Source organism: Castellaniella sp., from assembly GCF_034007085.1.
Classification (GTDB): Bacteria; Pseudomonadota; Gammaproteobacteria; order Burkholderiales; family Burkholderiaceae_B; genus Castellaniella.
On sequence record NZ_JAVERO010000142.1, the window covers coordinates 1 to 4980 of the forward strand.

A 4980-nucleotide genomic window follows, 5' to 3' on the forward strand; every position below is an offset into this window, starting at 1 on the left:
CATCCCTTTCCTGATCATCGACCTGGTGGTCGCCAGTCTGCTGATGGCGCTGGGGATGATGATGGTGCCGCCAGTCACGATTTCGCTGCCGTTCAAACTGATGCTGTTCGTGCTTGCCGATGGCTGGCATCTGTTGCTGGGCTCGCTGGCCCGCAGTTTCTACCAATAGGAGGCCCGCATGACCCCCGAAGCCGTCATGTCCATGACCTACCAGGCGCTGCGCGTGGCCCTGATCATGGCAGGCCCGCTGCTGCTGATGACCCTGACCGTGGGCCTGATCATCAGCATCTTCCAGGCCGCGACGCAGATCAACGAAATGACCTTGTCGTTCATCCCCAAGCTGCTGGCCGTAGGCACCACCCTGGCTCTGCTGGGTCCCTGGCTGCTCAGCACCATGGTGGACTATATCCGTTCCCTGCTCGACTCCATCCCTGGGCTGGCCGCATAGGGCCCGTTCGCGCAGGGCCATGGTTTCCTTCCAGATCGACCAACTCTATGGCTGGATCAGCGGCCTGTTGTGGCCCTTGTTCCGCATCGCCGGCCTGGTGATGCTGGCCCCGGTCCTGGGGGAATCCAGCGTGCCCATGCGGGTGAAAATCGGTTTTTCGGTCGCCATCGCCATCGTCTGCGCACCTTTGCTCGACCCGATGCCGGACATCGCCCCGGCATCCTGGAGCGGGCTGCTGATCGCCGCCCAGCAGGTGGTGATCGGCATGGCACTGGGCCTGTGCATGCGCCTGGTCTTCACCGCGGCAATGATGGCGGGAGAATTCGTGGGCCTGCCGATGGGCCTGGCATTCGCCTCGTTCTTCGATCCGGCCACGGGCGCCAACACGGCGGTGCTGTCGCGCCTGATCAATCTCGTGGCGATGCTGATCTTCCTGGCCGTCAATGGTCATCTGCTGATGCTCGACGGCCTGGTACGCACCTTTGACCTGCTGCCCGTAGGCGCGCCCCTGATGGCCGATGGCTGGGGTGCGCTGCTGGAATGGAGCGCCCAGATCTGGGTTTCCGGCATCCTGCTGGCCTTGCCGCTGATCATCGTGCTGTTGACGATCAACCTGTCCCTGGGGATCCTGAACCGCACGGCGCAGCAACTGTCGGTATTCGCCGTCGGTTTTCCGATCTCGCTGACCACGGGCCTGATCACGCTGGCCATCGTGCTGCCCCAAAGCGGTGATTTCATGGCCAGTCTGTTCGAAGGCGGCTACCAGGCGATGGCCCGCATCGCACGCGGCCTGGCCGGACTGTAGGCGCTGATACCACACGCGTCACCCCTGGAGTCAGGCGGGCGCTTGGCCCGGAACGAGATCAACGACCCGGTTTCCGCACTGGATATGTGACGCCTGGGATGACCTTCGTGCCAGCGGGCAACAAAGGCTGGGCGGCGGGCGCAGCCGGTGCCGGAATGGCCAGGGACGCTGGCTCGATGGCCGCGCCCGCCGGCTCGGCGGCGGGCGGTGGTGCAGATTCCGGAGCCGACTGCACCACGACGGTCCGGGGCGGTGCTTCACGCGCAATCCGTTCCTGTTCCGCCTGAGCCTCACGGTCGGCTTCTGCTGCCGTTCGCGGATGCCGCTTCAGCGGCAGATTGACCGAATGCTCCATGCGCTGGAACAGGCCGTCCGGCCCAAAGCGCAACCACGCTTCCTGGCGGAAATACACTGCATCCGTGGCGATAGTGCCCTTGTAGGCCCAGCGCGCCAGGGTGGTGTCCCCCTGTTGCCAGACATCCACCGGCTGGGCACCCAGATACCCGGATGCCTGCTCCATCGTCGTGCGCCCCGTCACGATGCGGTTCAGCCCCGCCGTGTTGAACGATTCACCGGTCGATGAGCATGCCGCCAGCAGCGCCACGAAAGCGGCCGGCATCACGCGCCCGACCCGGCGTCCGTATCCCGTGGCCGCAGATTCGATCGCGTCCTGTTCTGGACGCCTGCGCGAGAACCAAGATGTCATATTCAGAATTCCTCCCATTCTTCCTCGCGCGCCACTGGACGGGCTGGCGCAGCCAGCCGCTGGGTGGGCCGCTGCGACGATGATGGTCCGGCGTCTTTGCGCGGATGACGCGCGGCTCCATCAGGCTCTGCCGCCGATTCCTGGTTTGGTTCGGGACCGACGGCCACGGCAGCCCCCGATGCCGACGTGTTCTGAGGCCGCACAGCAGCCTGCGGCAATACGTCCAGGTCCTGCGCAACGTCATCCACCTGGAACACGGCCAGCGCCTGATTGATTTCGGCAGCCAGGGATTCCAGGGATCCAGCCGATTCCGCTGCCTGCTGTACCAGCAGCACGTTCTGTTGAGTCACGGCGTCCATCTGCGCAACCGCCCGATTGATCTGATCGATACCCGAAGACTGCTCGATGGTGGCCGCCGTGATCTCGCCCATGATGTCCGACACGCGCGTGACGGCCTGGACGATTTCTCGCATGGTCTCGCCGGCCCGCTGAACCTGGGACGATCCAGCGCCAACACGGCTGACGGAATCCTCGATCAGCGTCTTGATTTCCTTGGCGGCACCGGCCGAACGCTGCGCCAGCGCGCGGACCTCGCCGGCGACCACGGCAAAGCCACGGCCTTGTTCCCCGGCGCGGGCGGCTTCGACGGCTGCATTCAAGGCCAGGATATTGGTCTGGAAGGCAATGCTATCGATCACTCCCACGATATCGGCAATTTTTTGAGAACTGCCGGAAATACCTTCCATGGTGTCCACGACCTCGCCTACGACCTGGCCACCGCGCGATGCAACCTGGGATGCAGTCTGCGCCAGCTGATTGGCCTGCTGGGCATTGTCGGCATTCTGCTTGACCGTACTGGCCAGCTGTTCCATGCTGGCTGCGGTCTGTTGCAAGGCAGCCGCCTGCTCATCCGTGCGGCTGCTCAGGTCCAGATTGCCTGCCGCGATGCGCCGGGTGCCCGCAGCCATCTGCACCATCCGGCCCCGCACCCCGGAAATCATGGTCTCCAGACTGTCGCGCATGGTCTTCAGGCCACGCAGCAACATGCCGATCTCGTCCTGGGACTTGGGCACGATGGACACGCGCAGATCACCGCTCGCAATACGCTGCAGATGCCGCCCGACGGCTTGCAGGGGCCGCTGCACCGTACGAATCAGCGTCCGGTAAGCCAACAGCGCCAGCACCACCGCCACGGCCAGCAACGCCAGTAAACCCATATTGGCCCAGTGGAACAACTGCGCCAGTTCGCTGCGCGAGGCCGCGCTATGTTCCTGGATGAATTTGTCGAACAGGCCGAACACCCGGTCCATGCCACGCGCCGCGCCACGCAGGCGGCCGCGCTTCAGGGCCTCGAAGCCCTTGCCATCCTGCTTGGCCGCGAAGCCACGCAGATGCTCGACCTGGGTCCAGTAGTCGTTGAAGGAAGCTTCCAGCATGTGCTGCAGGGATTCCCCGCTGGATCCTGTCAGGGCTCCCGAGGATTGCAGGGACGCCATGCCATCACGCGAGCGCTGCAGCAGTTGATCGGCCTGGCTCAATTCCCAGAGGCGCTGTTTTTCATTGGCAATGCCCAGCGCCCCATCGACCTGGGTAGCCGCCTGCTGCGCATAGATGTAGGCATTCTTGACTGCGGAGTTCGCCTGGACTCCGATCACCGACATCTGCCCCACCGTACGCTGGCTTTCCTGCTGGACGAACCATGCGCTGCCCACCGCCGCGAAGGTCAACAGGGACAGCAACACCACGACCAGCGTCAGCCGGGCACGCAGGGACAATGTCACGGAAATTTTTTTCATGTCGCCTCTACCTTGTCGGTCCCCAGCATGCCATGTCGGTGCCGGGGTGCTTCCTAAAAAAATAGGGCCTTGTAGGCCCTATTCGTCGGGATTGCCTCATGCCCCGGTCGGGAAACGAAGCAATCCGGGATTGCAGCGCAATCCCGGGATACCGAATGCCAGGCCGGAAATCCGGCGACCGGATCATTTGTTCCGGTTGAACAGGCTCAAACCCTGAATGGTCTGGAACGCAAGGCCGGCGCCTTCCAGGGCCATCTTGCGCAGGCTCAGCTGAGTGGTGGCTTCGTAGTAGTCCAGGTCCTCGATGCCCGACAGCGCCTTGGCATAGCCCAGGTTGCGCTGCGTGCCGGTATGGTTCAGGGCGGTCAGTTCCTGCATGCGCGCACCCACCGAAGCCCGCACGGTCAATACATTGTCATAGCTGGTGGCCGCACGCTGCATGGCCGTATTCAGGACGTTGCGCAGTGCCGCCGTCGCCTGGTCGTTGCCACTGGAAGGCGTGTCCAATGCAGCGATCACGCTGTCGAAGGTCTGGAACAGATTGACGTTTTCGTGCTGCAGCGGTTTGACGTCGAACCGGTCGCCTGCGGCCGGGGTGCCGGAAATCTGCACAGCCGTGCCATAGCCCAGATCGAGTTCGGTTGCGCCGGGCGCCAGAGTGAAGGGCGAGCCCGGCGGCGCGGGCACGGGAGTCGGAGGCGTCGTCGACATGTCCAGAACGTCAACGGTGTAGGTCGTGGGGCTGCTGAAGTTAATCTCGAAACTGTAATTGGCCGCGGCATTGCCGCCCGCATTGTCCTTGATTCCAGGCTGGCCCAGCACGGCCGTGCCGGTATTGCCGGTATCGGCGTAGGACACGTAGGCGCGCGTGCCCGGCTGGGCGCGCTCGAAAATATCGGAACCCACATCGCTGCCCGCGATCCGGCGGGTCTGATCGGCCTGGATTTCGCGCTGGAGCGTATCGCCCTGGTAATTGCCCGCCGCCCCATAGGCCGGCGTGCTGCCCAGCGAACCCGAGAACAGATACTGGGCATTGCCATCCGTGGTATTGGCAATGCCCATCAGGGAATCCCGCGCATTCTGCAGGACATTGGACAGGGTCGCACGATCGGCATCCGACAGCGTGCCGTTGGCCGATTCGACCAACCGGGTGCGCACATCCTGCAGCAGCAGCGTCAGCGTATTGAGCGCGTCTTCTTCGGTCCCCAGGTTCTGGTTGGCAACC

General features: G+C 63.9%; 5 protein-coding genes and 1 pseudogene. 3 read left to right on the forward strand and 3 right to left on the reverse strand.

The window, feature by feature from the left end; genetic code table 11:
- The 3 genes and pseudogenes from fliP to fliR all read left to right on the forward strand — a co-directional run.
- A pseudogene (gene fliP / locus RBR29_RS10420) lies at positions 1–169 on the forward strand (flagellar biosynthetic protein FliP); the annotation flags it as partial.
- A 9-nt stretch (positions 170–178) separates the two neighbouring features.
- Positions 179–448, forward strand: a complete 270-nt coding sequence (fliQ, locus tag RBR29_RS10425) for a flagellar biosynthesis protein FliQ (RefSeq protein ID WP_320349080.1) — start codon at positions 179–181, stop codon at positions 446–448.
- 19 nt (positions 449–467) lie between these two features.
- Positions 468–1253: a flagellar biosynthetic protein FliR gene (gene fliR / locus RBR29_RS10430; RefSeq protein ID WP_320349082.1), complete on the forward strand. Its 786-nt coding sequence runs from the start codon at positions 468–470 to the stop codon at positions 1251–1253.
- 58 nt (positions 1254–1311) lie between these two features.
- On the opposite strand, the gene RBR29_RS10435 is transcribed toward fliR, so the two are convergent.
- From RBR29_RS10435 to flgL, 3 genes are all read right to left on the reverse strand, one after another.
- The gene (locus tag RBR29_RS10435) at positions 1312–1959 is read right to left on the reverse strand and encodes a hypothetical protein (protein ID WP_320349084.1); all 648 of its coding nucleotides are present in this window, start codon (positions 1957–1959) and stop codon (positions 1312–1314) included.
- A gap of 2 nt (positions 1960–1961) precedes the next feature.
- Positions 1962–3755, reverse strand: a complete 1794-nt coding sequence (locus tag RBR29_RS10440) for a methyl-accepting chemotaxis protein (RefSeq protein WP_320349085.1) — start codon at positions 3753–3755, stop codon at positions 1962–1964.
- A 183-nt stretch (positions 3756–3938) separates the two neighbouring features.
- On the reverse strand, positions 3939–4980 hold a 1042-nt coding region (gene flgL, locus RBR29_RS10445), incomplete at its 5' end, for a flagellar hook-associated protein FlgL (RefSeq protein WP_320349087.1).